Source organism: Paractinoplanes brasiliensis, from assembly GCF_004362215.1.
Taxonomy (GTDB): Bacteria; Actinomycetota; Actinomycetes; order Mycobacteriales; family Micromonosporaceae; genus Actinoplanes; species Actinoplanes brasiliensis.
Map to the genome: position 1 here is coordinate 2,196,568 of NZ_SNWR01000001.1, position 25,769 is coordinate 2,222,336.

A 25,769-nucleotide genomic window follows, 5' to 3' on the forward strand; every position below is an offset into this window, starting at 1 on the left:
TTCTCCAGGAAGGAGCACCGGCCGATGGTCCGCATCGTCAGAGTTGTGGATTACCCCGTCAGCGCCTCCGTCGGGGACAGGCGGGCCGCCCGCACGGCCGGATACCACCCCGCGATCGCCCCGATCACCACAGTCGCGCCCACGCCGCCGAGCAGGGCCCACAGAGGCACCACCGTCGGCCAGGCTCGGGTTACCGCGTACAACCCCGTGACCAGATAGCCCAGCAACACCCCGGCCGCGCCGCCCAGTAGGGACAGCAGCAGGGATTCGGCGACGAACTGGGCGCGGATCTGTCCCCGTGTGGCCCCGAGGGACCGTCGCAGACCGATCTCCGCCCGGCGTTCCAGCACCGAGATCACCATCGTGTTGGCCACCCCGATGCCCCCGACCAGCAGGGCCACCGCCCCCAGGCCGAGCAGCAGGGCCGTGAACGCGTCGTTGGTGGCCCGGCGCGCGGCGAGCGCGTCGGACGGCTTCGACACCTTCACCTCGTCGGGGCTCGACGGGTTGGCTGTCGGCGCCAGCACTGCCCGTACGGCCTCGACGAGCGCATCGGCCGAGCGCGTGTAGACGGTGGTCGGGTGCCCGTCGAACCCGAGGTACGTCGCGGCCGACTCCCAGCCCACCAGCACCGACTGGTCGAGTTCGGGTGCCAGCGGCACCGGGTCGAGCACGCCGGTCACCGTCCACCAACGCCCGCCGATGTAGACGGAGGGCACGTTGCCGAGCCGGCGGGCCGCCGTGGATCCGAGCACCACGGTCGGGTGTTCGGGGTTGAGCCAGCTGCCGTGCGCGAGCGAACCGCCGACGGTCGCCAGCAGGTCCGGCGAGGCCGCCAGCACGCTGAGCCCGCCGGTCTCCCCGGACGGGATCTTGTCGGTACGGTAGACCGCCGTTTGCGGCACCTGTCCGGTTGCGGTGGCCGCGTGCACCGGGCCGATCCGTTTGATCATCGACAGGGCCGAGTCGGGCAGCACTGCCTGTTCGCCGAACATTGTCTGGCCGGGCGCCACGGTCAGCAGGTTGGTGCCGAGGGCGGCCATCTCCCGATCGAGGTCGGCTCGGCTCGACGACGAGATCCCGACGACCGCGGTCATGGCGGCGATGCCGATCGCGATGCCGAGGGCCGAGAGCACTGCCCGGGTCGGCCGCGACTGCAGCCCGTACGAGGCCAGGCGCACCAGATCCGAGGGGCGCATCTCAGATCACCTGCCCGTCACGCATCGGCACCTGCCGGGGCAGGCTGCCCGCGATCTCGTGGTCGTGGGTGATCACCAGGACGGTGGTGCCGGCCTCGTTGAGTTCCCGCAGCAGGGCGACCACTCCGGCGCCGGAGACGGAGTCGAGGTTGCCGGTGGGTTCGTCGGCCAGCAGCAGGGCCGGGTCCCCCGCCACCGCGCGGGCGATCGCGACCCGTTGGCGTTCCCCGCCGGACAGCTGGTGGGGCCGATGCCCGAGCCGATCGCCGAGTCCGACCCTGACGAGGGCGGCCTCGGCGCGTCGCTCACGCTCGTTTCGCCGTACGCCCGTGTAGAGCAGCCCGTCAGCCACGTTGGCGATCGCTGTCCGGCCCGGCGCCAGGTGGAACTGCTGGAACACGAAGCCGATCCGGCCGGCCCGTAACGCCGACAGTTGCCGGTCACCGAGCGTCGCCACGTCGTGCCCGTCGATGCGCACCGAACCCTGGGTGGGCCGGTCGAGCGTGCCGATCAGGTGCAGCATTGTCGACTTGCCGGAGCCGGACGGGCCGACGATCGCCACCAGCTCGCCGTACTCGACGGTCAGGTCGACCGACCGCACCGCTGTCACCCCGCCCGGGTATGTCTTGGTCACGCCGGCCAGCTGGACGACCGCGTTCACGACGGCATCCCCACCTTCAGGCCGGCCCGGATGCCTTCGCCCGACACCTCGACCCGGCCGTCGGCGAACAGCCCGGTTCCGACCGGCACGATGCGGGTGGCGCCGGACTCGACGATCTCCAGCCCGTAGCCGCCCTCGGCCAGCGCGAGCAGAGCCGCGACCGGCACGGTGAGCACGTCGGCCCGCTGCGAGGCGACGAAGCCGACCGCCACCGCGGCCTCGTCCAACCCCTCGGGCGTACGGGCGAAACCGATCGTCACTTCGATCTTGGTGGTGTCCTCCTCGTTGCCCTGGCCCGGTTCGACGACGGTCTCCACCGCCGTGATCTTCCCGGGGACGCCGGCGCCGTCGGGCATCTCGACCTCGACCGTCGCGCCCTTGCGGGCCAGGCGCTGGTCGTCGACGTCGAGGCGGACCGTCGCCACCATCGTCGTGCCGGTCGTCTTGAGCAGTTCGGCGCCGGGCTGGACGACGGCGCCCACTTCCGCGCTGAGCGAGTCGACGCGGACCTGCCCTTTCGCGTACGCGATCTGGTCGCTCTCCACCCGTCCGGTCGCCCGCCGGCCAAGGTCGTCCTGCCATTGCTCGACGGCCTCGGCGGTCGCGGACGTGTACTCGTCGTCCACAGTGAACCCCTTGTAACCGAGCGCGCGCAGGTTCTTCTCGAACTGCAGCACGTCGGCCCCTTCCACGCCGGGCCGCAGGGTGCGGTAGGCGGGCAAGGTCCCGTACAGCAGGGTCACGGGTCTGTTGTCGAGGCGGTACAGCGGCTTGCCGCGGGTGATCACGGCGCCGCTCGCGGGCAGCGCGGTGAGCGTGCCCGAGCCACGCGCGGCGACCGTGCTGGTGTCGCCGTGACCGAGCGTGCCGTCGTGGGACTCGCGGTCGATGAGCGTCTGTTTCGTGATCTCGGCCGTTTCCGCAGGTCCGCTGCCGGTCGTGCTGTCGCCGCTCTCCGCCGCGGGTAGGTTGATCACGGTGACCGCCGCGGCGACGGCGCCGATGGTGAGCACACCGGCTACCACTCCGGTGGTCCGGCGGCGGTTCACGACTTCACCCCGCCTCGATCGGCGCGTCCCTGCGGCCGGAACTGCGAGCACTTCTGCTCGGCCTTGTCGAACGCCGGGTCACCGGGCCCCGAACTGATCTTCCCGCGGTCGAGCTGGATCGAGCCGTTCGGCTGCGGGTCGGGGAAGTCCGGAACTCCGTTCTCGCGCATGCACTTCGCCATCTTCCGGCCCATCTCGATCATCTCGGGGTCGGCCTCGGCGGCCTCCCCGCCGTTCGGTGCGAACTCCCGGCACGCCTTCTGCGCCGCCTCGAACTTCTTCGGATCCATGCCCTTCGGAACCCGGATCGAGGTGCCGCCGTCCGGGTTGGGGTCGGGGAACCAGGTCATGCCCTGCTCGCGCATGCACTGCGCGTACTTGAGCGGCGCGTCGCCGTCGAATGTCGTCCTGGTGGCCGACGGGCTCGCGGTCGCGGCGCCCGTCCGCGCGGTCGCCACCCCGTCCCCGTCGCCGGCCTGGTCCGCGCAGCCCGCTGACACGAGCAGCGCTGTCAGGACGGCCACAACCACCTTTCCCGTACGCATCATCAACTCCTCACCGGCAGCCGGAGGGCTGCCATCGGCGTCGAGTGAAGCGAGCGCCACGTTTCCCGGCCGTCACGCCGAAACGTGACGCCCAGGTGACACCGTCACGCGGCAGGATGGACGGATGCGGATCCTGGTGGTCGAGGACGAGCCGCTGCTGGCCGAGGCCGTGGCGCAGGGGTTGCGGCACGACGCGCACGCGGTCGACGTGGTCCACGACGGCGGCGCCGCGCTGGAAAGGGTCGATGTCAACGACTACGACGTGGTGGTGCTCGACCGCGACCTGCCCGGCGTGCACGGCGACGACGTGTGCCGGGCGCTGGTCGAGCGCGACGGCGACACCCGAGTGCTGATGCTGACCGCCGCGGCGGGAATCGACGACCGGGTGACCGGGCTGTCGCTGGGGGCCGACGACTATCTGCCGAAACCGTTCGCCCTGCGTGAGCTGAGCGCCCGGGTCATCGCGCTCGGCCGGCGGTCGCGTCCGGCCGCCCCGCCGGTGCTGCGCCGCGCGGGGATCAGCCTCGACCCGCACCGCCGTGAGGTGTTCCGCGACGGGCGTTACGTTCCGCTGTCGCGCAAGGAGTTCGCGGTGCTGGCCGAGCTGCTGCGCGCGGACGGCACTGCGGTGCCGGCCGAGACCCTGCTCGAGAAGGCGTGGGACGAGAACGCCGACCCGTTCACCCACGCCGTACGGATGACGATCTTGAAGTTGCGGCGGAAGCTGGGTGAGCCGCCCGTCGTGCTCACCGAACCGGGAGTGGGGTATCGCATCCCATGAGACTCACCGTGCGCGGCCGGCTGACCCTCGTCTACGGCGGCCTGTTCGTGCTGGCCGGCATGGCATTGCTGGGCGCGACCGCCGTGCTGTTCTCGCAGCGGTTGCCGACGGTGCTGGCCCGGTCGGACCTGACCTCGCCGCTGCCCGGTGTCGGCGAGACACGCCAGTTCATCGACGAGAGCCGCAACGACGCCCTCGCCACCCTGGTCTCGCAGGGCGCGATTGTGCTCGTGGTGGTCAGCGCCGCCACGATAGCGCTGGGCTGGCTCGTCGCCGGGCGCATGCTGCAGCCGTTGCAGCAGATCACGGCCACCGCCCGCCGGATAGCCGATGCGCCCGACGCCGACCGGGGCCTGCACGAGCGGATCGCGTTGAGCGGCCCGCAGGACGAGATCAAGGAGCTGGCCGACACGTTCGACGTCATGCTGGCCCGCCTCGACCACTCGTTCGACGGGCAGCGCCGGTTCATCGCCAGCGCCTCGCACGAGCTGCGTACGCCGCTCACCCTGAACCGCACGCTGCTGGAGGTCGCGCTCACGCCGGCGACCGCGTCGGAGGAGGTGCGCCGGCTCGGCACGACCTTGCTGGCGATCAACGACCGGCACAGCCGGCTGATCGACGGCTTGTTGCTCCTGGCCCAGTCGGAACGGCCGGTGGCCGAACGCTCCTATGTCGACCTGGCGGACATCGTCGACCACGTCGCGGTGTCCGACACGGTCAAGGTGCTCACCGAACCGCAGGAGGCGACGGTGGCCGGGAACCCCGTGCTGCTGGAGCGTCTCGTGCAGAACCTGGTCGAGAACGGCGTACGGCACAACGTCGCGGCCGATGGCTGGGTGCGGGTGCGCACCGGCATACGCCTCGACGGCTGGGTGGTGCTCGAGGTCAGCAACTCGGGCCCGGTGATCCCGCGGTACGAGGTGCCCGGCCTGTTCGAGCCGTTCCACCGGTACGCCGCCGAACGGCTGCACTCCCCCGGCGCCGGTCTCGGGCTCTCGATCGTGCGGGCGGTTGCCCGGGCTCACGGCGGCGACGTGCGAGCCGACGCCCGCGACGAGGGCGGCCTGGTGGTGACTGTCACCCTGCCGCGCGCGTTATGAGACGGGGGCTGTGTTCCGGCCGTCGCGGCTGTCGGCCAGGGACGTTGCCGCGGCCCGGCGGGCCAGGCCGATCACGCCCACGGTCATGACCACGGCCGCGAAGGCGACCACGAACAGACCCGGAACGCCGAAGCGGAAGCCCTCGTCGAAGACGACCACGCCGGCCGTCGCGGCGACGATCGGGTTGGCCACGCTGACGGTGGCCAGCGGAGCGGCCATGCCGGCCCGCCCGTAGGAGAGCTGTCCCAGCAGGTAGCCGCCCGTGGCGAAGACCAGCACAGCGACGGCCGTGAACGGGGAGACGGCCTCGACACCCCCGCCGGTGAACGCGGCCAGCACCGCTTTCGACAGCACTGAGGAGATGCCGAACGCCGTGCCCGCCGCGGCCGCCAGCAGCACCGAGCGCAACCGCGGCCCGGCCGGCCGGGCCGCCGCCGTCAGCACGGCCACCACCGCGAGGGTGACCACCGTGAGATGACGTTCGGCGGGCCCGGCCAGCGCGGCCGGAGTGGACGACTCGACCGACAGCGACAGGATCAGGGCGAGGCCGACAACGGTCAGGATCGCGTCGATCCAGGAGGCACGGCCGATGCGGCTGCGATACCGCACGGCGGCGATGGGCAGCGCGAACAGCAGCGTCAGCGTGCCCAGGGCCTGCACCACCGCGACCGTGCCGAAGTTGAGCGCGACGACGTGGAGTGCGACGCCGCCGCCGGTGAGCAGCAGCGCGACGGCCCACCGGGCCAGGCCTCGCTGACCGTTCTCGGCCAGGCGCTCCTGGGCGACCGCCGCGGCCGCATAACTCGCCGCGGAGAGCACCGAGAACGCGACCGCCCAGCCCAGCGATCCCATTTGCACCCCCTCAACTGAGTCTGCCAGACCCGGACCAGGGCTCAGCCCGTGTCCTGGCTCACCCCGGCCGCCGCGGCCCGCCGCCGCTGGATGTCGGCCAGCCGGGCGGCGTGACGGTCGATCAGGCCGTGCGCACGCCGCCGGGCGAACTCGCGCCGGTCGGCCTCGCGCTCCCGGCGGCGACGGGTGGATTCCTCGACGGCGGCGTGCAGCCGCACCTGCCAGTTCACCGGCTCGAAGCCGGCATCTCTCGACGACATGGCGGCATTCTTCCGCGCCGGTACGACAAAACCCTCTCGCCCGCTGGGGTGCGCAGGCCTGAGCGTTCGGGTTCGGGCGGAGCGCGGGGCCGGGAACGTCCCCGGGCGTGCTGAGCGGCGGCGACACGCTGCCCGGGCGGCCGCTTGGTGATCATCGACCGGCCTGGGCCGCCACCGCGCCGTCCTGGCTCGACCGGGTGCTGCTGGCGCTCAACGTCATCGTGCACGGCGGCAACCCCGAACGGGTGATCGCGGACCTCGACCTGCGGAACGTGGCCGGCGTGGCAGCCCGGTTCGCCGGGTTCCTCCGCGACTTCTCCCGGCTCCCGCCACCGCCCGGCCTGCCGTCGGTGCGCGCGCTCCAGCGGTGCCAGGCCGACGAGGTGCGGCCCTGGCCGCGGCGCCACCTGTGACGGAAAACCGCACGTGACGGCCCTGGGCCGCCGGCCTGAACCGCGGCGGGGCCGCCTGCGTATCTCAGCCCGGTGCGGCCGGGGCGAGCACCTGATGGGAGGTCGAGCACACTGCCCCGAGGCTCGCAGGTCAGGGCACTAGGCTGGGTGGCCGGGCTTCGGCGTGGCGGCCCGGACTGGCCAAAACCTCAAATCACGGATCGGAACAAGATGAGCGACCAGGCCAAGATGCGAGTCCTTCTGTTGGAGAGCATCCATCCCGACGCGGTGTCCCGGCTCGAGGCCGCCGGCTACGAGGTCGAGTCCGTTCGCAACGCCCTCGACGAGTCCGAGCTGATCGCGCGCATCCCCGGCGTCCACCTCCTCGGGATCCGGTCCAAGACCAAGGTCACCGCCAAGGTGCTCGAGGCCGCGGACAGCCTCGTCGCGATCGGCGCGTTCTGCATCGGCACCGACCAGATCGACCTCACCGCCGCCAGCGCCAACGGCGTCGCCGTGTTCAACGCGCCGTTCTCCAACACCCGCTCGGTCGTCGAGCTGGCAATCGCCGAGATCATCTCGATGACCCGCCGGCTCACCGAGAAGAACACGCTCATGCACGCCGGGGTCTGGGACAAGTCGGCCGACGGCGCCCACGAGATCCGCGGCCGTCGCCTCGGCATCGTCGGCTACGGCAACATCGGCACCCAGCTGTCGGTGCTCGCGGAAAACCTGGGCATGTACGTGTCCTTCTACGACACGGCCGACAAGCTCGCCCTGAGCAACGCCCACCGCTGCGCCAGCCTCGAGGAACTGCTCGAGACCAGCGACGTCGTGACCCTGCACGTCGACGGCCGCCCCGGCAACGCCGGCTTCTTCGGCGCCGAGCAGTTCAAGCGGATGCGCGAGGGCGCCCTGTTCCTCAACCTGTCCCGCGGCATCGTGGTCGACCACGTCGCGCTGCGCCAGGCCCTCGAGAGCGGCCACGTGGCCGGCGCGGCGGTGGACGTGTTCCCGACCGAGCCCAAGGGCCGCGGCGACGAGTTCGTCTCCGAGCTGCGCGGCCTGCCCAACGTCATCCTGACGCCGCACATCGGCGGCTCCACCGAGGAGGCGCAGTCCGACATCGGCGGGTTCGTGGCCAACAAGCTGACCGCGTTCGTCGAGGAGGGCAACACCACGCTGAGCGTCAACCTGCCCGGTGTCGCGCTGCCCGAGCAGGCCGGCCAGAGCCGCATCGGCCACGTCCACATCAACACCCCGGGCGTGCTGGCCCAGGTCAACAGCATCCTCGCCGAGCACCACGTCAATGTGGAGGGTCAGCTCCTGAGCACCCGCGGCGAGTACGGCTACCTGATCACCGACATCGGCGGCGGCTTCAGCAGCGAGGTGCTCGACCAACTGCGGGCCATGGAGCAGACCGTACGGCTGCGCGTCCTGTCCTGATCGTCGGAAAGGGGCGCTTCCTCGATCGGGAGCGCCCCTTTTCCCCGTACGGGGTTCAGCCGTTCTCGATGGTCAGAGCGCTGATCGGCGCCCCGGCGCCCATGTCGTAGCGGTTCGGCACCGCCCAGTTCTTGGGGGTGAGCGTCGAGCCGGGCGCCACGTCCTTGAGCGTGCGGTTGCCGGCCACGACCGTCTTGACGCCGCCGCCGACCTTGATCCGTACGGGGCTGCCGGTCGGTGAGCTCACCACAAGTTTCTCGACCGCGCCGTTCACCTTGATCGGCACCGTGCCGGTCGGGCGGGCCAGGTTGATCTGGGCCGTCCGCATTCCGCCGACCAGCTCCAGCCCGCTGATCTGTCCGCCGGTGACGTTGATGACCTGCTCCTCGGCGTACCCGGAGAAGCGCAGCGCCCACCGCACCTTGGCCGCCAGCACGATGTCGATCTCGCCGCCGGTGCCGCCGCCGTCCTTGGTCACCTGCAGCTTGACGTCGTCCTGGGTGATCACCGGGTCGGGCCGGATGCCGGCGTCCTCCGGGGTGGAGATGCGATAGAGGTCGTCGCCAAGCTCGCCGATCGAGACGTTGACCCGGTTGGTCGCCGCCAGCACCTCGAAGCTGGCCTGGCTGCGGTTGTCGAGCGGCGCGGTGACGACCCGTTCGCCCGACTTGCCGCTCGCGCCGAGCTGCAGCACGTCGTCGAGCCGATCGTCGGTGCCGGTGAAGTAGGCGACGCCGACGACGCCCCCGGCCACCAGGACGATCAGGCTGAGCATGACGATGCCGACCGTGACCGCGCGGGACTGGCGGGGCGGGGCCGCAGGGGCGGCCACAGCCACCCGGCGCTGCTCACCGGTTTCGGCCGGGCGGTCGCCGGCCTCGAGGAAGCGCCGGAACTCCCCGGTGTCGGAGCCACGACCGTCCAAGCCGACGCCGTCAGAGCCGCGACTGTCCAAGCCAAGACCGTCGGGGTCACGGCTGTCGAAGCCGCGGGCGTCACCGCCACGGCCCTCGGGGCGGCGCAGGTCGGTCGGTCGCGGCTCGCGCGTGTGCGCGTCCATGGCCCGGGCGTCCATGATCCGGCGGAACTCGCTGGAGTCGGCCCGGGCGAGCCCGCCGGTGTCGGTGGCGCCGCGAGGCTCGGCAGCGGCGGCGCTGATGCGGCGCTGCTCCCCGGTGTGGGTGGAGGCCCGGCGCATCGGCAGATCAGTCGAGGGCGCGCCCAAGCCCGTAGGCGAAAGGGCCGGGCCGGATCCGGTCGGCGCGGGCCTCGTGGCACCCGCGGTCGGTGCGGGAGCCGCGCCGGGCCCGGTCGCCGCCGGAGCTGCCGGTGAGATCGGTGACGCCGGGTGACGTACGGGCGAAATCGGTGTCGCCGTGAAACCGAAGGAGATGCGGCTCGGCGCGGCCGGCCCGGAATCGGGCGAGGTCACCGCCGGGGTCTCCCCCGTGGTCGACGGTTCGGCGGCGCCGAACCAGGGCGGTTCGTCCGCCGCCGGGCGGGCGGGTGGCCGCCGATACATCCTGTCGCGGGAGCCGCCGCCAGGCGATCCCGTACTCGACGGCTCGTCCACCGCCACATCGGACGGTGTTCCGCCAGCCGCTGCTCGGTCAGCTGCTGTCCGGTCCACGTGAAGCCCTTCCCCTGGAACCTGTGATCGGCGCCGCGTGGCGGCCGTCCCCGGAAACAGGTACGGATTTCACCTCTTCCCGGATGAGTACCGAGGGGAACTACTTACCGTTACTACCGGCCGGGTCGCACCAGGCCACGCCGGGTGGCGATCGCGACGGCCTCGAGTTGGCTGTGCGCGCCGAGTTTGGCCAGCACCGCCTTCACATAACCGCGGCAGGTGTGCAGGCTGATGCCGAGCCGCCGGGCGATGGCCCGCGCGTCGAGCCCGGCCGCCATGAGCTGGAGCACCTCGTCCTCACGGGCGGTGAGCCCGCCGCCACGCGGGCCGACCACGGGACTGGTGCTGCGCAGCAGCCGCGCGAGGATGTCTGTCGAGACGGTCATCCCGCCGCCGTGCGCCGTGCGCAACGCGTTCAGCACGTCACCGAGCGCGCCGTTCTTGGAGAGGAAACCGGCCGCCCCGGCCGCCGTGGCCCGCCCGACGAGCGCGGACTCGGCGCTGGCAGTGAGGATCACCACACGTGTGTCCGGTTGGCGCACTCGGAGCAGTTCGGCGATCGCGATTCCGTCCGCATCGGACAAATCGGGGTCGAGCAGGATGACGTCGGGACGCAGCTCGGCGGCCAGCCGCAGAGCTTCCGCTCCGGTGAGCGCGTGCCCCACGTAACGCAGGTCGGGCTGGCCGGCCAGGGCGTGTCCGAGCAGCTCAGCAAACGTCTGGTGGCCGTCGACGACGAGCACGCTGATCGCATCGCCGTTAGTCATGCGCCACCTTTCCCCGATCCGACCCGTGGAAGTCTAAGGAGTACCCGCACTCATCTTTGCCGTACCAACAGGCGGGCGGCGCACCGGCCCGGATCCGATCCGGCGGTACGGCCGATGATCGGATGAGGCCGAGCGGCCGCGATAACCCGTCTTTCGGATGAGATCACCCCCCGCATTGGGGCTTGCCGGTTTTACTGTCTCACTTGCAGAGTTTCGAAACATGTTCGACATCCAGCTTTTCGGTCGCGTCGAGGTCCGGACCAGGGGCGTCCTCCTGGCTGGAACGGATTTCGGCGGCGACCACCCGCGGCGAATCCTGGCGTTGCTCGCCCTGCGAGGCGAAATGTCCACCTCGGAGCTGGCCGGCGTGCTGGGAGAAAAGAAGAAGAGTGTCGAAAGCGACATGTCGGTCCTGCGCGACCGCCTGGAGCCCGGCGCGACCCCGGGCGACTCGGTGCTACGGCGCCGGGACGGCCGCTGGTCGCTCGACCCCGAGCGGGTCCGCGTCGACGTCGCGCGCTTCGACGAGCTGATCACCGCAGCCCTCGGCCGGCCCGCCGAGCGCCGGGTCAAGCCGCTGACTGCCGCGTCGTTCGTCGCGTGCCGCCCGCTGCTGGAAGAGGAAGACCTGCCGTGGGCCGCCGAGGCCAGGGCGGCGTACCGGAGCAAGCTCGAAGATGTGACGCACGCCAATTAGCGCGCGAGCGGGGCCGCCGCGGCGCAGAATCGCGGCGTGCCGCAGCCCACGACCCACCTCCGTACAGTGCCCCTGGCCCCGGAGATCTCCCTGCACCTGGCGGCCGATTCCGCCGGGTTGTTCGACTCGGCCGGCGGCGAGTTCCGCAGCGACGAGCCGCCGCCGTTCTGGGCCTTCGTCTGGGCGGGCGGCCAGGCCCTCGCCCGATTCCTGCTCGACCGTCCCGAGACGGTCGCCGGCCGTCGCGTCCTCGATCTGGCCACCGGCAGCGGCATCGCCGCGATTGCCGCCGCCAAGGCCGGCGCGGCCGAGGTCGCCGCAAGCGACGTCGACCCGCGGGCGGTGGCCCAGGCCGTCCGCAACGCCGAGGCCAACGGGGTCACGCTGAGTGACTCGATCGACCGGCCGCAGGTGCTGCTGGCCGGCGACGTCTTCTACAGCCCCACCGTGGCCGCCGAGATGACCCAGCGCCTGCGCGCCGCCCGCCGCGACGCGGCCGAGGTCCTGGTCGGCGACCCGGGACGCGGGTACTTCCCCGATCGCCTCTTCGAGCGGATCGCCGAGTATGCCGTGCCTGTTCCCGCCGCCCTCGAGGAAGCCGAGACGCTCGTCACAGGAGTCTGGCGCATGCGTTAATGCTTTCACCACCTAAACAGTTGTATTGTGCACGCATTCTTCATCGGCTCACGGAGCGGCGGATCGTGCAGGACCACGACGTTCAGGACACCATCCCGCGGTTGGCGGACGAACTTATGCGGTTCGCCCGCGTCGTCGCGCGGGCCAAGAGCATGCTGAACCTCGGAGATCTCGGCGCCGATTTCTCCGCGCTGATGCTGCTGTTCCCGCTGCGGTTCCGAGGTCCGCTCCGGGCCACCGATCTCGCCGAGATCAAACAGGCCGACCCGTCCACGGTCAGCCGTCAGGTGGCCCAGCTGGTCAAGGCCGGTCTGGCCCGGCGCGAGGCCGACCCGGTCGACGGCCGCGCCTCGCGGATCGCGATCACCGAGGCCGGCCTGGCCGCCGTCGAGCGGATGCAACAGGCCCGGCAGAGCTGGCTGCGCGAGGCGCTCGCCGACTGGCCGGCCGACCGGATCGCCACCTTCGTCGGCCTCTTCGCAGAATTCAACACTTCGGTCGAGGCTCAACTCGCCACACCACGGGAGAACGCGTGAGCACCTCCAACCCCGCAGCACCGCCCGCGAAGGCGTCACTGGAATTCACCCACCGCCAGATCCTGACGATTCTGGGCGGTCTCATGATGGGTATGTTCCTGGCCGCCCTCGACCAGACGATCATGGCGACGGCCACCCGCACCATCGCGGACGACCTCAACGGCTTCAACATTCAGGCCTGGGCCACGACGGCCTTCCTCATCACGTCGACGATCTCCACGCCGCTCTACGGCAAGCTCTCCGACATCTACGGCCGCCGTCCGTTCTTCCTGTTCGCGATCGGCATCTTCGTCGTCGGCTCGTTCCTCTGCGGCCTCTCGCAGAACATGTACGAGCTGGCCGCCTTCCGGGCCATCCAGGGCATCGGCGCCGGGGGTCTGATGTCGCTGGCGCTGGCCATCATCGGTGACATCGTGCCGCCCCGCGAGCGTGCCAAGTACCAGGGCTACTTCCTGGCCGTCTTCGGCACCGCCAGCGTGCTCGGCCCGATCCTGGGCGGCTTCTTCGCCGGCGCCGACAACATCCTGTGGGTCGACGGCTGGCGCTGGGTGTTCTACCTCAACGTCCCGATCGGCATCGCCGCCATGGCCGTCGTCGCCCGCGTGCTGCACCTGCCGCACCAGCGCGTCGACCACCGCATCGACTGGCCCGGCGCGGTCGCCCTCATCGTGGGCCTGGTGCCCTTGCTGACCATCGCCGAGCAGGGCCGTGCCTGGGGCTGGGACTCGCCGCGCGCGATCGCCTGCTACGCCATCGGCGCGATCGGCCTCGTCGCTTTCGTGTTCGCCGAACGGGCGTACGGGGATGAAGCTCTTCTGCCTCTCCGCCTCTTCCGCAACCGCACCATCAGCGTCGGCGCCACCTCGAGCACGATCCTCGGCATGGCGATGTTCGGCGGCCTCATGACCGTGCCGCTGTACCTGCAGATCGTGAAGGGCTCCTCGGCCACCATGGCGGGCCTGCAGATGATCCCGTTCGTGGTCGGCATCATGTCCGGCTCGATCATCTCGGGCCAGCTGATCGCCCGCACCGGCCGCTACCGCATCTTCCCCATCATCGGCAGCGCGCTGATGGTGGCGGCGCTCGGCCTGTTCGCCACCGTCGGCGCCGACACCCCGCTCTGGCGCGTCATGCTGATCATGGTGCTGATGGGCCTCGGCCTGGGCGGCAACATGCAGCCGATGATCACCGCCGTGCAGAACGCTGTCTCCCCGCGCGAGATCGGCGTCGCCACCAGCTCGGTCGCGTTCTTCCGCTCGATGGGCGGCACGCTCGGCACCGCGATCTTCCTCTCGGTCCTGTTCAACGTGCTCCCCGGCAAGATCCAGTCGGCCTTCCAGACCGCGCAGGGCAGCGGAGAGTTCCAGCGTTCCCTGCAGGAGAACCCGGCCCAGGCCCAGCTGCTCCAACGGGCCACCGGTGGCGGCGAGCTCGACGACACGTCATGGCTCAGCCGGCTCTCCGACGTCGTCGCCCACCCCTTCAAGGTCGGTTTCGCCGACGGCATCCAGGTCGTCTTCCTGCTGGCCCTCGCCGTCATGATCGTCGGCCTGATCGTGGTGCTGTTCCTCCCCGAGATCCCGCTCAGCCTCCGCTCGGCCCAGCAGCAACGAGCCGACGACGCCCTGGCCGCCGAGAACAGCATGGGAGTGCCGGGCGAGGTCGGTGCGGGTCCGCTCCCCGTCGACATCGAAGAACCCCTCCCCACCACCAAGGACAAGTGACAAGTTCCGCTTCGCCGACCGCCTGCGCCCTCTTCCCGGCGCAGGCGTTCGCCTTTCCACGGGCTCGACAAGCGTGGGGCGCTAGTTTTGCGACATGGCTGTTGTGAAGATCAACGCGATTGACGTCCCCGAGGGTGGCGGCGCCGAGCTGGAGCAGCGGTTCGCCGCGCGCAAGGGCATGGTGGAGCAGGCGCCGGGTTTCGAGGCCTTCGAGCTGTTGCGGCCGGTGGCCGGCGAGACGCGCTACTTCGTCTACACCCGCTGGGAGTCCGAGGAGGCGTTCCAGGCCTGGTCCAGCGGCGGCAGCCGGGCCGCCCACGCCGGTGAGGGGCAGCGGGCCCGGCCGACCGGCGCGAGTGCGAGCCTGCTCGAGTTCGAGGTGATCCAACACGTCGACAAGCCCGCCGGCTGACCGTCGCCGAGCGGCGCCGAGCCGCCGGTCGCGCCCTCGGTACAGCCGTGGCAGCGCTCGAACCCTCACTCCGGTACAGCTGTGGCGGCTTGTGCGGGTCAGGCGTTGCGGGCGGCCACGGCGATCAGGCGGTCGGCGACGGCGCGGCGGTCCAGGCCGAGGCGCTGGGCGGTGTCGCGCAGGACGGCGTAGGCCTCCTGCACACCGCAGCCACGCTGAGCGATGATCACGCCGATGGCGCGGTCGACCGCGGCGCCGGAGCTGAGGGCGTCTCGGCGGCGTAGCTCGTCGAGCAGCAGTTCGGCCTGGCCGGCCAGGGCCATCGCGGTGACGAGCTGGTCGGCGCCGGGCGTCTCGGTGGTGTCGAAATACAGGCTGAGGGCGCCCACCTCGGCGCGGGGCAGGTCGAGGGGCAGCGCGGCCACGGCGTGCACGTCCTCGGTGCGGGCGGCTTCGGCCAGGTCGGGCCAGCGCGCATCCGTAACCAGGTCGGCAAGGGTGATCATCGAGCGCGTCCGGGCGGCCTCCAGGCCCGGGCCGGTCGTGCCGGCGGTGTACTGGATCTCGTCGACCGCGGCGCCGGCGGGGCCGTGACCCACGTGGGTCAGCGGGCCGCCCTCGCCGATCAGCACGATCGAGCACCGGACGGCGCCGGGGACAGCGCCCGCGGTGAAGGCGGCCAAGCGCTCCAGCGCCTGGGTGAACGTGTCGGCGGCGAGCAGACCGGCGGTGAGCTCGTGCAGCAAGCCCGCCAGCTCCACCGGATGCGGACCGCCCGTCCCAGCCGCACGCGACCCGTCCGGCGCACCCACGTCCGACCCACCGGACGCGGACACAGACGGCCCACCGGAGGCACCCACATGCGAGGCGCCGGGCGCACCCACATGCGAGCCACCTGGCCCGCCACCGGGCGCACCCACACGCGAGCCACCTGGCCCGCCACCGGGCGCACCCACACGCGAGCCACCTGGCCCGCCACCGGGCGCACCCACACGCGAGCCACCTGGCCCGCCACCGGGCGCACCCGGGAGTGGGCCGTCGGTGACAGCCTTGCGAGGCATGCGGGTTCGGCGCGAGCGGGTCACCACACGGGCGGGACCACGGACGCGGGACGAAACCCGGCGATATGGGGCAGGCACGCGGGGGATCCTGCCATGACCATCGACGATCACGTAAGTCTTGTGCCCCTACCGGGTGGTTTCCCCGGTTGCGGCCGCCTGGTCCGAACGGCGGCCTTCGAGGAAAGTGTCGGGCGCGGCTCCGGGGTTGTCCTCGCGCTCGTCGGACTCGGCGAGGATCGCCTCGGCCTGGGCACGCGGGTTCTCGCTGCCGGCCGCGAGCTCCTCGGGGAGGAGTTCGGCGGCCCGCTGTCCGATCCGGTCATCCGTCATGGCGGATCGACTACCCGTCGTGACATGACAGAAACACCGGGCGGAGAGGGCCTGGGCAGGTAACCATGGGGTGAAAGGGAACGCCGCCCCCGGGCTGGACCCGAAGGCGGCGCAGATGTCGGTGTGCAGGTCGCCTCGCGGCGAGTGGCTCAACACGGCTCCAGCCGGACGGTATTCCGTGAAGGCAATGGGTGAGGCCCGGGGACACTGGGCACACCGACATCTGTCATCAACGGTCGGCCCCCACCCATGATTCCGTTAGCGAATGTGACGCCGACCACAGCGTTTCGGCGACCGCGTGGAGGGTAGCCCGGAGTCCGTGACCGACGAGATTCGCGAGCTGGACGCGTTCCTGGACGACGCCTACGACGGGCAGGAGCGGTTGAGCAGCGCCGACCTGCAGCGACGGGCGATCGCGGCCGACCTTCCGGCCCTGGCCCTGACCCGGGTCGACGCGCTGCCGGAGGGCGAGTACGCCCAGGACGAGGCGGCCGAGGCGCTACGGGCCCTGGAGATCTGACGAAAGAGGAGGCCGGGATGGAGCCGATCGGCGACCCGGACGAGCAGGAGGACTTCGCCGGCGAGCACGCCACCACGACCGTCGACGACGACGTCACCGCCGGCCAGGACGACCACGCCGAGCCCGAGAGCCCCGAGGGCTGGGCCGGCCTGGAGAAGGACGGCCCACCCTGACGGGAGACGGCCCGGGCAGTGAGGAGAGCCCGGGCCTAGTCCCCCTCGGCGGCGCGCTTGGCCACGTCGTAGCCCAGCTGCAGGAAGTCGGAGACCGCCGTGGCCGTCAGCGTGACCGCGGCCAGCCGGGTCAGCCGCGGCGCCAGCACGAGCCCGCCGGTCAGTCCCGTGGCGACCCACACGGCCAGACAGAACGGGCAGGTCACCAGCTCGCCGATCCCGTGCTTGACCGAGCTCTCGTGGTGGCGGACCTCCTCGTTGAGCTCGGCGGCCCCGGCCGGCTCGGTGTACCGCGTGAAGGGCGCCCGCAGCGGGCTGGTCACCGAGTCCTTCGCCAGCAGCCGGCTCAGCTTGTGGGTGGCCAGCGACAGCAGCACCACGTCGGCGGTGGAGGGACGGGTCGGTACGGCCTTGCCGGTGACCTTGGCCGCGACGGCGAGTGAGGCGGCCAGCGTTCCGAAGGCACCCATCGCGACGGCGTAGCCACCCAGCGGGCGGTGCTCGTGCGGGGCGTAGGACTGCCCGACGCGCGACATCCGGGCGCGCAGCGACTGCATCAAGGGAACCCCTAAAAGTCCTGAGTGAGCCGGTCGGGGTCGACCTCCCGGCTGGGATAGCGGGTGATGTACTCGGTCTCGAGCTCGGCGGTCCGCTTGAAGTGGTTGCTCAGCGCCGCGTCCGGGCCGTGACGCAGGGTGGCCAGGCGGGTGCGGTAGAGGCTGGCTAGCTCGCGGAACAGGTCGTCGTCGCCGAAGGTGGCCGGATCAATGCCGGTCTCCATCAGCGGAGCGTCACCTGCGTCGGTCATGGTGCACCTCCGGTCGGAACGGGCCTCAGCGTCCTACCGAGATGCCCGTGCCGACGGTCAGCAAACCCCCGCCGGTACGCTTGGTGGCCATGAAGGGCCTGTGGACCCCGGCGTGGATCGCCCGCCACGTCCTGGCACTGGTTCTCGCCTCGGGCTGCCTGGTGCTGGGCTGGTGGCAGTTCAGCCGTGCGCAGGAGGGCAACTCGATCAGCTGGGGTTACATGTTCGAGTGGCCGGTGTTCGCGGCCTTCGTCGTGTTCCTCTGGTGGCGCGAGGTCCAGCTCGCCCGCAAGAAGGGCCGCCTCGTGAAGGCCGAGGAGCCGCAGGCTGCCGCGGGCGAAAGGCTCCCAGGTTCGGCTGTTACCGTCGGCCGGCCGGTACGCGTGGCCACTCAGTCCTCCACGCCGGAGGACGACCCCGAGCTCACCGCGTACAACGACTATCTCGCCTGGCTGAACGCCACCCCCGGCGCCCGCCCGAGCGACTATCCCGGATAGGAAAAGAACGATCGTGAAGGGTGCCCTGACCCGTTATCGGATCATCGCGTGGATCGTCGGCGTGGTCCTGGTCGCGCTCGTCGTGGTGGGCATGCCGCTGAAGTATCTGGGCGACGACCCGGTCGTCGTCGAGGCGGTCGGCCCCGCGCACGGTTTCCTGTTCATGGTCTATCTGGTGGCGACGTTCGACCTGTCCCGCCGTGCGCATTGGGCGTTCGGCCGGATGCTGCTGGTGATGCTCTCGGGCACTGTCCCGTTCCTGTCGTTCTGGGCCGAGCGTAAAGTGAGCCGGGAATGGGTGCCGGCCGAGGAGCCGGCGAAAAGTCCAGTTTGACAGCCGAGTTCGACGCATTGCTTCCGTCGAATTACTAGCTGCTATCGGGATCATTCACGCAAAGCGGTCCATTGTCTTAAATCACTCTGTGACCCCTTGCATTTGAATCTTTCGCCGATAGGTTGATCCGGTTGGTTCGGTCCGCAGCCACTCCCCCTGGTGGCGCCGGCCAACGCCGCCGAATCGATTGAGCCGGGGAACCACGTTCCCGGGGCGAATCCGCGTCAGCGCGGTAGGGCCTTCTTCCCGCCCGAGCCCGTCAGCTGACCCGGTAGGCGGCCAGGCGGAAGAAAGGCCACTGACCGGTGCCCCACCCCCGTACGAGGCTTCGGGTCCTCGTCGTCGCGGCGATGGCTGCCGCGATCACCGGCTCCTTCCTGACGCCCGCGCAAGCGGCGCCGTCCGAGACGGAGCTCAAGAAACAGATCGAGACGGCGTCCGACAAGCTCGAGGACGTCACCGAGCAGTACAACGCGATGAACGTGGCCCTGAAGAAGACCCAGGCCGACGCCAAGAAGCTGCAGGCGTCTCTGGCCCCCGCTCAGGCCGCGCTCAAGGTCGCGAGCGCCCAGGTCGGCAACCTGGCGACCACGTCCTACAAGCAGGGCCGGGTCGGACCGATGAGCGCGCTGCTGTCGGGCACACAGGACGGCCTCATGGACCGCATGAGCTACCTCGACATGCTGACCCGGGCCAACCAGCGCGACATCGACACGTACACCGAGGCGACGCAGAGCTTCAACGAGCGTCAGGCCGCCCTCAAGGCGACCCAGACCAAGCAGACCGCCCAGCTGCGGGCGCTGTCGACGCAGAAGGCGGCGATCCAGAAGGACCTCAAGAAGCTCTTCGAGATGCGTGAGGTCGCGTTCGGCCAGGCGCAGGAGTCGGGCAGCAAGTACGACGGCCCGATCCCGGAGATCTCCGGCAAGGCCGGCATCGCTGTCACGTTCGCGTACAACCAGATCGGCAAGCCGTACCTGTTCGGCGCGGGCGGTCCGGGCAGCTACGACTGCTCCGGCCTGACCTCGGCGGCGTGGCGGGCGGCGGGCAAGTCGCTGACGCACCAGACCAAGTCGCAGTGGAGCGAGACCAAACGCATCAGCCGCGACGACCTGAAGCCGGGCGACCTGGTGTTCTATCGCAGCCTCGGGCACGTGGCGATCTACGTCGGCGACGGTCAGATCATCGACGCGCCGCGCGCCGGCACGGTGGTCAAGAAGCGCACGATCAACATCATGACCCCGTACGGGTACGGACGAGTCGTCTAGGGCCCACGCACGGAGAAGGCCGGTACCCGACTCGGGTACCGGCCTTTCGCGTCTGTGAGTAACGGGGGGTGATGCGGGGTGGAACGTCAGGCGGCCTGCAGGCCCTCGGCCCGGGCCAGCTCGCGCAGCCGGCCGAGCGCCTGGATCTCGAGCTGGCGGATCCGCTCGCGGCTCAGCGAGAACCGCGAGGCCACCTCGGTCAGCGAGTGCTCGCGGCCGTCCTCGAGGCCGTAGCGGGCCCGCATGATGCCGGCCGACCGGTCGTCGAGGTGGTTGAGCAGCCCCTCGATGCGCTGGCGCTCCAGGGCGGTCAGCACGATCTCTTCCGGTGACGGGGCGTCGCTGTCGGCGACCAGGTCACCGAGGTTGGTGTCGCCGTCGTCGCCGACCGGGGTGTCGAGCGACACCGTGTCCTGGGCCCAGCGGGTGAGCTCGTTGACGCGCTCGACGGTCACGCCGAGAGCGGCCGCCACCTGCTCGGGCTCGGGGTCGCCGCCGAGCTCACGGACGAGCTGGCGGGTCACGTTACGCATCCGGTTGACGTCCTCGACCAGGTGGACGGGCAGGCGCACGGTGCGCTCCTGCTGGGCGATGGCCCGGCTGATCGCCTGGCGCACCCACCAGGTGGCGTACGTCGAGAACTTGTAGCCGCGCTCGTAGTCGAACTTCTCGACGGCGCGGACGAGACCGGTGTTGCCCTCCTGGATCAGGTCGAGCATCGGCATGCCGGAACGCACGTAGCGCCGGGCGATCGACACCACCAGTCGCAGGTTGGCCCGGATGAACAGGTCCTTGGCCTTCTGGCCCTCGGAGACCAGGCGCTCCAGTTCCTCCCGGCTCACACCGCGCCGGACCTCGCCGCTGTCGAGCAGGTGCTCGGCATAGAGGCCCGCCTCGATTGCCTTGGAGAGCTCGACCTCCCGTGCGGCGTCCAGCAGCGGAGTCCGGGAGATCTCGTGCAGGTAGACGCCAACGAGGTCGCGCTCCTCGGCGACCTGGTCGGTCCGCATCACGGTGTTCTTCTCCACGTTGCCCACGGTCCCCTCATTGCCTTCACTAACCCCGTTACGGGCGATACCTGTATCCATCAGTTCCTCCCCGTAACGTCCGCAGTTCGCACATTGCGGTTACTGGCATCTACACAACAATTGGCTGCCTGTACTGATTCCGGCTGGTGGATCGAAAGTGTCACGAATGCCTGGGGGAAGGCTGAGAGCCGCATGCGTACTTCCTGTACAGGGCTTTCGTGCCCGGTGGCTCGTGCCATCCGGCATTCGGTCGCGCGACCGGTGGCGGTCGCTCCGACAGAGGCATACCCGTTGCAAGTCTCATGACACCATCGGCCCCTCGTCCCTCACAGCGACGCCCATCACCAATGACCTTGGGACGTCCGTCACCACCCAGTACGTTGCTTGGGCGCGCCAGGTTCATGTGCTGGATCGACAGCTTCGGGCCGGGCTTGAAACAAAAGACACCACAAAAAGATCCCGACGCACCACCGAAACGGGACCACCTGCCACAATGCGGCACGCGGCAGCGCAGATCACTAGCCCACCCGGGTGACCTCCCTGCGAGTGACGCCCCTCTGACAACGGTTCGGCGCCGGCGCCCCATCCGGATGTTGAGGTGACGAACAACACAGTGCTGATGATCGCGGGAGGGGCACGATGGGCGTCATGGGGAACGGGCGCACGGCTCTGATCACGGGTGGAACGGGTGGCCTCGGGGTCGCCGTAGTGACGGCCTTCATCGCCGAGGGGTGGCGTGTGGTCACCCCCGTACGCGCCGGGTCGGTCGGCAAACTGCCCGAGGGGGCCGTGCCTTTGGTGGCCGATCTCACCGATGAGACGGAAGTCACCACGGCCGTCACCGCCGCCGTGACAGCGCGGGGCCCCGAGGCGCCGTTGCGCGCGGTGATCAACCTGGTCGGCGGGTTCGCCACCGGCCCCCTGATCGCGGACGCTCCGTACGCGGGGCTCGTGGCACAGCTCGACCAGAATCTGCGCCCGACCTATCTCGTCACCCAGGCCGCCCTGCCCCACCTCGTCGAGGCCGGCGGCGGCAGCATCGTCTGCGTGTCCTCCCGTACGGCGTTGTCGCCCTTCCCCGGCGGCTCGGCGTACGCGATTTCCAAGGCCGCCGTGCTCGCCTTCGCCGCCTCGGTCGCCGTGGAGTACAGGTCGAAGAACGTGCGCTGCAACACGGTGCTGCCCAGCGTGATAGACACCCCGGTCAACCGGGCCGCGATGCCCGACGCCGACTTCGGCAAGTGGGTGCGCCCCGAGCAGATCGCGCCCACGATCCTGTTCCTGGCGTCGGAGGCGTCCGCGCCCACCAGCGGCGCCCAGATCCCGGTGTACGGCCGGGCGTAACGGGCTCAGAGCGTCTCGGTGAACTGCTCACCGGCCACGGCCAGAGCGGCCACGAGCGGGCCGCCGGCGACGATCATGCTGCGCACCGAGTGGCCCGGATCGGGCGCCGCCCGCCCGGCCAGGTGCGCGTGGATCGCCGCGGACACCTGGTCGGGGGTGCCGTTCGCGTCGATCACCACGAACGTCGCGAACTCGGGCAAGGAGTAATAGGCGGCGCGCGCCGCGGCCAGGTAGTCCAGCGTCTCGCTGTCGTAGCCCCGAGCGTCGATCCGGTCGCGAGCCACCTGCGGGTCGACGTCGAGGAAGAACGTGACGTCGGGGGCGCGGAACAACCGGTAGGCCAGTCGCGCGCGGCGCTCGGCGGCCGGTTTCGCCGACCGGGCCCGCAGGCTCGCGTACTGACAGAAGGCGTAGCGGTCCATCACGACCGTGCCGCCGGTGACCGCACGGCGCAGAAGCGTGCGCAGAATGGCCAGCCAGCGCAGCACCGACTCGACGGCGAGCATGCCGCGGCGGCCGAGCAGAGCGTCGCCGTCGCTCTTGCCGAAAAGCCGGGCCAGGCGCCCGAACCAGTGGCGGCCGCCCGCGTTGCGGCGATAGGCGGCACGCACACCCGCGGCGCTCAACTCGCGTGCCAGGCGGTGGGCCTGAGTGGTCTTGCCCGAGCCGTCTATGCCGACCAGGGCGATCATGCCGGGGGCCGGAACCCTGCCGTGCGTCATGCCATCCAACGGTAACGGGCGGGCGCACGCGCTGTTCTCAAGCGAACGGCGGGTCCGGCGTACCAAAATGGGGTTTTGTCCGGTGATTCGCAGGGGTGGCGATTCAATCAGAGGCGGCCCGGGTAGTCGTATCCGACATCGAACCGCACACGTCGACAGGGGGAAACACCATGCCGCACCGGGTGGACGAGGGGCTGGCGGGGACACTCAAGATGGTCGCCTCCACCTTGAAGAGCGCCGGCATACCGTTCGCCCTCGGCGGCAGTTTCGCGGTCTACGCGCACGGCGGGCACTCCAGCGACCACGACGTCGACTTCCTGCTGCGTGAGCAGGACAAGGACCAGGCCCTGGCCGAGCTGGCCAAGGTCGGCTTCCGCACCGAGCAGCCGCCGGAGGACTGGCTGGTCAAGGTCTACGACGAGGACCGGATGGTGGACCTCATCTATCGGCCTGTCGAGACGCCGGTGACCGACGAGACCCTCAACGACACCGAGCAGATCTCGGTCGAGGCGATCTACATGCCGGTGCTGTCGGCGACCCAGCTGATGGTGCACAAACTGCTCAGCTACAGCCAGCACTACTGCGACTTCGCGACCGGGCTGCCGGTGGCGCGGTCGCTGCGCGAGCTGATCGACTGGCCGCGGGTGCGCCGCGAGACCGAGAAATCACCGTACGCCGAGGCCTTCCTCATCCTGCTGGACCGGCTGGACGTCGTGCCGTTCCCGAACGACGAGGAAGCACTCGCAAGCTGACGACGAGAGGGTTGGCGATGAGCACCGACACCGATCTCGAGGCCGAGATCCAGCGCCTGCTGGCCGAGCACGACCGGATAGCCGAGCAGGGCATCACCGTGCAGCGCCGGGACCACCTGATCGTGCTCGGCGGCGAGGTGGAGAGCGCGCAGCGCCGCGACGAGATCTGCAAGCAGATCTCCAGCCACTTCCCGGACGTGCAGATCACGTGCGACATCGGGATCACCCGGGCCCAGGCGCCCAGCGAGGTGGAGGAGATTTCATGATCCGGATCGCCGCCGTGGGCGACGTTCATGTGGACAAGGACGTGGTGGGCCGCTACCGGCCCGCCCTCGAGGAACTGCCCGAGCGGGCCGACGTGCTGCTGGTGGCCGGGGACCTGACCCGGCACGGCACCCCTGAGGAGGCCCGCTGCTTCGCACAGGAGTTCGGCGGGCTGGCCGTGCCGGTGGTGGTCGTGCTGGGCAACCACGACCACCAGAGCGACCAGCAGGACGAGGTCACCGAGGTGCTGACCGGCGCCGGGATCACCGTGCTGGAGGGCGCGGCGACCGTGCTGGAGGTCCGCGGGCAGCGGCTCGGCGTCGCCGGCACCAAAGGCTTCGGCGGCGGGTTCGCCGGGGCCTGCGCGAGCAACTTCGGCGAGCGCGAGATGAAGGACTTCGTCGGCACCACCGAACGGTTCGCCACCGTACTGGAAAACGCCCTGAACTCGGTGGAGTGCGATGCGCTGGTGGCGCTCACGCACTACGCCCCGGTACCCGAGACGCTGGTCGGCGAGCCGCTCGAGATCTACCCGTTCCTCGGCTGTTACCAGCTCGGACGGGCCATCGACGCGGCCCCGACGGCACTCGCCCTGCACGGGCACGCCCACCACGGTTCGGAGCGCGGCCGTACGCCCGGAGGGGTGCCCGTCCGCAACGTCGCCCACCCGGTGATCAAGCAGGCGTACAACGTCTACCAGTTGCTCTCCGATGAGGCCGACGCGGAACTTGTGGGCGCTCGATAACCAGGTTTCCGATTTTCGCGCACCGGGTATCGGATCTGCATGGACCTAATCCTTTGGATTCTCGCAGTCATCCTGGTGGTCGCCGGTATCCTCGCGCTCTTCCGGCGGCAGCTGCTCTGGGGAATTGTGCTGATCATCGTCGGCCTCCTGGTGGGCCCCGGCGGCGTCAGCATCTTCACCTGATCGGCCCCCCACATCCCGTATCCCTCCCCCACAACCCACGAGCCGGGCCACCCCGAACGGGTGGCCCGGCTCCGTTTGTCCGCTCTGCCACACTCGCCGTGCGATGCACCGATACTGATCGCTGACTGAATCACTCGCGGAAATCATTCGATCTCTCGCGAGGAGTTCCGGTGGCCGAGGTCCATCACTTCACGTACGGCGCCTTCAACCCGCTCGCCGCCTTCCTGCTCGCCTTCCTGGGGTCGTTCTTCGGGCTGCTGAGCACGGCACGGGCCCGCGACGCCCGCACCCGCAGCCGTCGCAACCGCTGGCTGCTCATCGGCGCGTTCGCCATCGGGGGCGGCGCGATCTGGCTCATGCACTTCGCCGCCATGCTCGGATTCGAGGTGCCGGCCAGCCCCGTACGCTTCGACGTGCCGATGACCGTGGGCAGCCTCGTCTGCGCCGTCTTCGCCGTCGGGGCCGGCCTGCTGATCGTCGGTCACGGCCGCCGGAGCCTGCCCAAGGTGCTCGCGGCCGGGACCCTGACGGGTGGCGGCGTGCTCGCCATGCACTACACCGGGATGCTCGGCATGCACGTGTCGGGCCGCATGCGCTACGACCTCACGCTGGTCGCGGCCTCGGCGATCATCGCAGTTGTCGCCTCCACGATCGCGCTCTGGTTCACCGTCTCGGTGCACGGCTGGGCGCCGATCAGCGGGGCCGCGGTCATCATGGCGATCGCGGTCTGCGGCATGCACTACACCGGGATGGCCGCCATGTCGGTGCACCTGGACCCGGGCATGCCCGGCGAGGTGACCGGGCTGCGGCCGCTCACCATGATCGTGCCGATCACCGTGATCACGGCGGCCACGATCGTCGGGGTGGCGCTCAGCGCGCTGCAGGCGATGACCGAGGAGGAGTTCACCGACGGCGCCGGCACCCCGAGGCGCGGGGCGCACGCCGAGCCGGGCGCCAACCCCTGGTCGCTCAAGCAGGCCACGGTGGCCACCACGACCGTACGCCGGCCCTCGCCTCGCCCGGTTCCGATCCGCACACCCACCAACAGCTGAC

General features: G+C 70.5%; 35 protein-coding genes and 1 riboswitch. Of the genes, 21 read left to right on the plus strand and 14 right to left on the minus strand.

Going from position 1 to position 25,769, the window contains the following annotated elements; genetic code table 11:
- Positions 1-50 precede the first annotated feature (50 nt).
- Genes C8E87_RS09600 through C8E87_RS09615 form a run of 4 tightly spaced genes read right to left on the minus strand, consistent with a single transcriptional unit; the run spans position 51 to position 3,454 of the window.
- Positions 51-1,199 carry an ABC transporter permease gene (locus tag C8E87_RS09600; RefSeq protein WP_133872753.1) on the minus strand — a complete coding sequence of 383 codons (1,149 nt, stop codon included), beginning with the start codon at positions 1,197-1,199 and terminating at the stop codon, positions 51-53.
- A gap of 1 nt (position 1,200) precedes the next feature.
- Entirely contained in the window at positions 1,201-1,860 is a 660-nt protein-coding gene (locus C8E87_RS09605; RefSeq protein WP_133872754.1) for an ABC transporter ATP-binding protein, read from the minus strand.
- The gene (locus C8E87_RS09610) at positions 1,857-2,909 is read right to left on the minus strand and encodes a peptidoglycan-binding protein (protein WP_166661127.1); all 1,053 of its coding nucleotides are present in this window, start codon (positions 2,907-2,909) and stop codon (positions 1,857-1,859) included. Before C8E87_RS09610 ends, C8E87_RS09605 begins: the two co-directional genes overlap by 4 nt.
- Positions 2,906-3,454 carry a hypothetical protein gene (locus C8E87_RS09615; RefSeq protein ID WP_133872756.1) on the minus strand — a complete coding sequence of 183 codons (549 nt, stop codon included), beginning with the start codon at positions 3,452-3,454 and terminating at the stop codon, positions 2,906-2,908. The genes C8E87_RS09610 and C8E87_RS09615 overlap by 4 nt, the downstream gene beginning before the upstream one ends.
- A gap of 124 nt (positions 3,455-3,578) precedes the next feature.
- On the opposite strand from C8E87_RS09615, the gene C8E87_RS09620 reads away from it, so the two are divergent.
- A complete protein-coding gene (locus C8E87_RS09620; RefSeq protein ID WP_133872757.1) occupies positions 3,579-4,235 on the plus strand; it encodes a response regulator transcription factor in 657 nt (218 codons plus the stop codon).
- Positions 4,232-5,335 carry a sensor histidine kinase gene (locus C8E87_RS09625; protein WP_133872758.1) on the plus strand — a complete coding sequence of 368 codons (1,104 nt, stop codon included), beginning with the start codon at positions 4,232-4,234 and terminating at the stop codon, positions 5,333-5,335. Before C8E87_RS09620 ends, C8E87_RS09625 begins: the two co-directional genes overlap by 4 nt.
- Here C8E87_RS09625 and C8E87_RS09630 read toward each other — a convergent pair.
- Positions 5,330-6,187 (minus strand): DMT family transporter, encoded by an 858-nt coding sequence (locus C8E87_RS09630; RefSeq protein WP_133872759.1) that lies wholly within the window; start codon positions 6,185-6,187, stop codon positions 5,330-5,332. The genes C8E87_RS09625 and C8E87_RS09630 overlap by 6 nt on opposite strands.
- A 41-nt stretch (positions 6,188-6,228) precedes the next feature.
- Positions 6,229-6,447, minus strand: coding sequence for a hypothetical protein (locus C8E87_RS09635; RefSeq protein WP_133872760.1), 219 nt, complete (start codon positions 6,445-6,447; stop codon positions 6,229-6,231).
- A gap of 107 nt (positions 6,448-6,554) precedes the next feature.
- Here C8E87_RS09635 and C8E87_RS09640 point away from each other — a divergent pair, with 107 nt between their 5' ends.
- The gene (locus C8E87_RS09640; RefSeq protein ID WP_133872761.1) at positions 6,555-6,860 is read left to right on the plus strand and encodes a hypothetical protein; all 306 of its coding nucleotides are present in this window, start codon (positions 6,555-6,557) and stop codon (positions 6,858-6,860) included.
- A gap of 210 nt (positions 6,861-7,070) precedes the next feature.
- A complete protein-coding gene (serA, locus tag C8E87_RS09645; RefSeq protein WP_133872762.1) occupies positions 7,071-8,285 on the plus strand; it encodes a phosphoglycerate dehydrogenase in 1,215 nt (404 codons plus the stop codon).
- Between the two features lie 55 nt (positions 8,286-8,340).
- Here the strand turns inward: serA and C8E87_RS09650 are convergent, their stop codons facing one another.
- Positions 8,341-9,483 (minus strand): hypothetical protein, encoded by a 1,143-nt coding sequence (locus C8E87_RS09650; protein ID WP_133872763.1) that lies wholly within the window; start codon positions 9,481-9,483, stop codon positions 8,341-8,343.
- A gap of 178 nt (positions 9,484-9,661) precedes the next feature.
- On the opposite strand from C8E87_RS09650, the gene C8E87_RS09655 reads away from it, so the two are divergent.
- Positions 9,662-9,919 (plus strand): hypothetical protein, encoded by a 258-nt coding sequence (locus tag C8E87_RS09655; protein ID WP_133872764.1) that lies wholly within the window; start codon positions 9,662-9,664, stop codon positions 9,917-9,919.
- Positions 9,920-10,028: 109 nt separating this feature from the next.
- Here C8E87_RS09655 and C8E87_RS09660 read toward each other — a convergent pair whose 3' ends face one another.
- Positions 10,029-10,682 (minus strand): response regulator, encoded by a 654-nt coding sequence (locus tag C8E87_RS09660; RefSeq protein ID WP_133872765.1) that lies wholly within the window; start codon positions 10,680-10,682, stop codon positions 10,029-10,031.
- Between the two features lie 220 nt (positions 10,683-10,902).
- Here C8E87_RS09660 and C8E87_RS09665 point away from each other — a divergent pair, with 220 nt between their 5' ends.
- The 5 genes from C8E87_RS09665 (at position 10,903) to C8E87_RS09685 (ending at position 14,687) form a co-directional block, all read left to right on the plus strand.
- Positions 10,903-11,379: an AfsR/SARP family transcriptional regulator gene (locus C8E87_RS09665; RefSeq protein WP_133872766.1), complete on the plus strand. Its 477-nt coding sequence runs from the start codon at positions 10,903-10,905 to the stop codon at positions 11,377-11,379.
- A gap of 36 nt (positions 11,380-11,415) precedes the next feature.
- Positions 11,416-12,015 (plus strand): class I SAM-dependent methyltransferase, encoded by a 600-nt coding sequence (locus tag C8E87_RS09670; RefSeq protein ID WP_133872767.1) that lies wholly within the window; start codon positions 11,416-11,418, stop codon positions 12,013-12,015.
- Positions 12,016-12,116: 101 nt separating this feature from the next.
- Positions 12,117-12,551, plus strand: coding sequence for a MarR family winged helix-turn-helix transcriptional regulator (locus C8E87_RS09675; protein ID WP_239079985.1), 435 nt, complete (start codon positions 12,117-12,119; stop codon positions 12,549-12,551).
- Positions 12,548-14,275, plus strand: a complete 1,728-nt coding sequence (locus C8E87_RS09680) for an MDR family MFS transporter (protein WP_133872769.1) — start codon at positions 12,548-12,550, stop codon at positions 14,273-14,275. The genes C8E87_RS09675 and C8E87_RS09680 overlap by 4 nt, the downstream gene beginning before the upstream one ends.
- Positions 14,276-14,369: 94 nt before the next feature.
- Complete coding sequence (locus C8E87_RS09685; RefSeq protein ID WP_133872770.1) at positions 14,370-14,687, plus strand: antibiotic biosynthesis monooxygenase family protein; 318 nt, start codon at positions 14,370-14,372, stop codon at positions 14,685-14,687.
- A 98-nt stretch (positions 14,688-14,785) separates the two neighbouring features.
- On the opposite strand, the gene C8E87_RS09690 is transcribed toward C8E87_RS09685, so the two are convergent.
- Both C8E87_RS09690 and C8E87_RS09695 read right to left on the minus strand, forming a co-directional pair.
- The gene (locus C8E87_RS09690; RefSeq protein WP_239079989.1) at positions 14,786-15,448 is read right to left on the minus strand and encodes a GAF and ANTAR domain-containing protein; all 663 of its coding nucleotides are present in this window, start codon (positions 15,446-15,448) and stop codon (positions 14,786-14,788) included.
- Positions 15,449-15,874: 426 nt separating this feature from the next.
- Positions 15,875-16,078 carry a hypothetical protein gene (locus tag C8E87_RS09695; protein ID WP_133872772.1) on the minus strand — a complete coding sequence of 68 codons (204 nt, stop codon included), beginning with the start codon at positions 16,076-16,078 and terminating at the stop codon, positions 15,875-15,877.
- A 319-nt stretch (positions 16,079-16,397) separates the two neighbouring features.
- On the opposite strand from C8E87_RS09695, the gene C8E87_RS09700 reads away from it, so the two are divergent.
- Positions 16,398-16,598, plus strand: coding sequence for a hypothetical protein (locus tag C8E87_RS09700; protein ID WP_239079982.1), 201 nt, complete (start codon positions 16,398-16,400; stop codon positions 16,596-16,598).
- 17 nt (positions 16,599-16,615) lie between these two features.
- Positions 16,616-16,771 carry a hypothetical protein gene (locus C8E87_RS43570; RefSeq protein ID WP_166661128.1) on the plus strand — a complete coding sequence of 52 codons (156 nt, stop codon included), beginning with the start codon at positions 16,616-16,618 and terminating at the stop codon, positions 16,769-16,771.
- Positions 16,772-16,806: 35 nt separating this feature from the next.
- Here C8E87_RS43570 and C8E87_RS09705 read toward each other — a convergent pair whose 3' ends face one another.
- Both C8E87_RS09705 and C8E87_RS09710 read right to left on the minus strand, forming a co-directional pair.
- On the minus strand, positions 16,807-17,328 hold the full coding sequence (locus tag C8E87_RS09705; protein WP_133872774.1) for a DUF1360 domain-containing protein: 522 nt from the start codon (positions 17,326-17,328) through the stop codon (positions 16,807-16,809).
- Positions 17,329-17,339: 11 nt separating this feature from the next.
- Complete coding sequence (locus C8E87_RS09710) at positions 17,340-17,579, minus strand: DUF6158 family protein (RefSeq protein WP_133872775.1); 240 nt, start codon at positions 17,577-17,579, stop codon at positions 17,340-17,342.
- 89 nt (positions 17,580-17,668) lie between these two features.
- Here C8E87_RS09710 and C8E87_RS09715 point away from each other — a divergent pair, with 89 nt between their 5' ends.
- From C8E87_RS09715 to C8E87_RS09725, 3 genes are all read left to right on the plus strand, one after another.
- Positions 17,669-18,076 carry a hypothetical protein gene (locus C8E87_RS09715; protein ID WP_133872776.1) on the plus strand — a complete coding sequence of 136 codons (408 nt, stop codon included), beginning with the start codon at positions 17,669-17,671 and terminating at the stop codon, positions 18,074-18,076.
- 13 nt (positions 18,077-18,089) lie between these two features.
- Positions 18,090-18,410: a DUF3817 domain-containing protein gene (locus C8E87_RS09720; RefSeq protein WP_133872777.1), complete on the plus strand. Its 321-nt coding sequence runs from the start codon at positions 18,090-18,092 to the stop codon at positions 18,408-18,410.
- 166 nt (positions 18,411-18,576) lie between these two features.
- A riboswitch (cyclic di-AMP (ydaO/yuaA leader) is annotated at positions 18,577-18,703 on the plus strand.
- Between the two features lie 57 nt (positions 18,704-18,760).
- Positions 18,761-19,678, plus strand: coding sequence for a C40 family peptidase (locus C8E87_RS09725; protein ID WP_133872778.1), 918 nt, complete (start codon positions 18,761-18,763; stop codon positions 19,676-19,678).
- A gap of 86 nt (positions 19,679-19,764) precedes the next feature.
- Here C8E87_RS09725 and C8E87_RS09730 read toward each other — a convergent pair whose 3' ends face one another.
- On the minus strand, positions 19,765-20,766 hold the full coding sequence (locus C8E87_RS09730) for a sigma-70 family RNA polymerase sigma factor (RefSeq protein WP_133872779.1): 1,002 nt from the start codon (positions 20,764-20,766) through the stop codon (positions 19,765-19,767).
- A 588-nt stretch (positions 20,767-21,354) separates the two neighbouring features.
- Between C8E87_RS09730 and C8E87_RS09735 the strand changes: the two genes are divergently transcribed.
- The gene (locus C8E87_RS09735) at positions 21,355-22,050 is read left to right on the plus strand and encodes an SDR family NAD(P)-dependent oxidoreductase (RefSeq protein WP_133872780.1); all 696 of its coding nucleotides are present in this window, start codon (positions 21,355-21,357) and stop codon (positions 22,048-22,050) included.
- Positions 22,051-22,055: 5 nt separating this feature from the next.
- Here C8E87_RS09735 and C8E87_RS09740 read toward each other — a convergent pair whose 3' ends face one another.
- Positions 22,056-22,772 (minus strand): dTMP kinase, encoded by a 717-nt coding sequence (locus C8E87_RS09740; protein ID WP_133872781.1) that lies wholly within the window; start codon positions 22,770-22,772, stop codon positions 22,056-22,058.
- Positions 22,773-22,942: 170 nt separating this feature from the next.
- Between C8E87_RS09740 and C8E87_RS09745 the strand changes: the two genes are divergently transcribed.
- The 5 genes from C8E87_RS09745 (at position 22,943) to C8E87_RS09760 (ending at position 25,768) form a co-directional block, all read left to right on the plus strand.
- A complete protein-coding gene (locus tag C8E87_RS09745; protein WP_133872782.1) occupies positions 22,943-23,524 on the plus strand; it encodes a nucleotidyltransferase in 582 nt (193 codons plus the stop codon).
- Positions 23,525-23,541: 17 nt separating this feature from the next.
- Positions 23,542-23,790, plus strand: coding sequence for a BON domain-containing protein (locus C8E87_RS09750; protein WP_133872783.1), 249 nt, complete (start codon positions 23,542-23,544; stop codon positions 23,788-23,790).
- Complete coding sequence (locus C8E87_RS09755; RefSeq protein ID WP_133872784.1) at positions 23,787-24,533, plus strand: metallophosphoesterase family protein; 747 nt, start codon at positions 23,787-23,789, stop codon at positions 24,531-24,533. Before C8E87_RS09750 ends, C8E87_RS09755 begins: the two co-directional genes overlap by 4 nt.
- 39 nt (positions 24,534-24,572) lie before the next feature.
- Positions 24,573-24,716 carry a GPGG-motif small membrane protein gene (locus C8E87_RS43575; protein WP_166661129.1) on the plus strand — a complete coding sequence of 48 codons (144 nt, stop codon included), beginning with the start codon at positions 24,573-24,575 and terminating at the stop codon, positions 24,714-24,716.
- A 170-nt stretch (positions 24,717-24,886) separates the two neighbouring features.
- Entirely contained in the window at positions 24,887-25,768 is an 882-nt protein-coding gene (locus C8E87_RS09760; protein WP_133872785.1) for an MHYT domain-containing protein, read from the plus strand.
- Position 25,769: the final 1 nt, after the last annotated feature.